A 344-nucleotide genomic window follows, 5' to 3' on the forward strand; every position below is an offset into this window, starting at 1 on the left:
TACATCCTGAAAGACAGCGATGGTAAGCCTGAGCTAATCCTAATTGCGACAGGTTCAGAAGTTGAGCTAGCAGTGAAAGCCGCAGAGCAACTAACCGCAGAAGGTAAGAAAGTACGCGTGGTATCGATGCCTGCTACTGATGCATTCGATAAGCAAGATGCCGCTTACCGCGAAGCAGTATTACCAGCAGACGTGACTAAACGTATCGCGATTGAAGCGGGCATTGCGGATTTCTGGTACAAGTACGTTGGCTTTGGCGGCAAGATCATCGGTATGACCACCTTTGGTGAGTCAGCGCCTGCTGATCAGTTGTTCGAGATGTTTGGCTTCACCACTGAAAACGT

At 49.4% G+C, this 344-nt stretch carries 1 protein-coding gene; it reads left to right on the forward strand.

Features of this window, described 5'->3' with window-relative positions:
• The coding region (locus EYW48_RS21630; RefSeq protein ID WP_277433095.1) for a transketolase C-terminal domain-containing protein at window positions 1-344 on the forward strand (344 nt) is incomplete at both ends.

The organism is Vibrio sp. 1180_3, assembly GCF_029478545.1.
GTDB classification, from domain to species: Bacteria; Pseudomonadota; Gammaproteobacteria; order Enterobacterales; family Vibrionaceae; genus Vibrio; species Vibrio aestuarianus.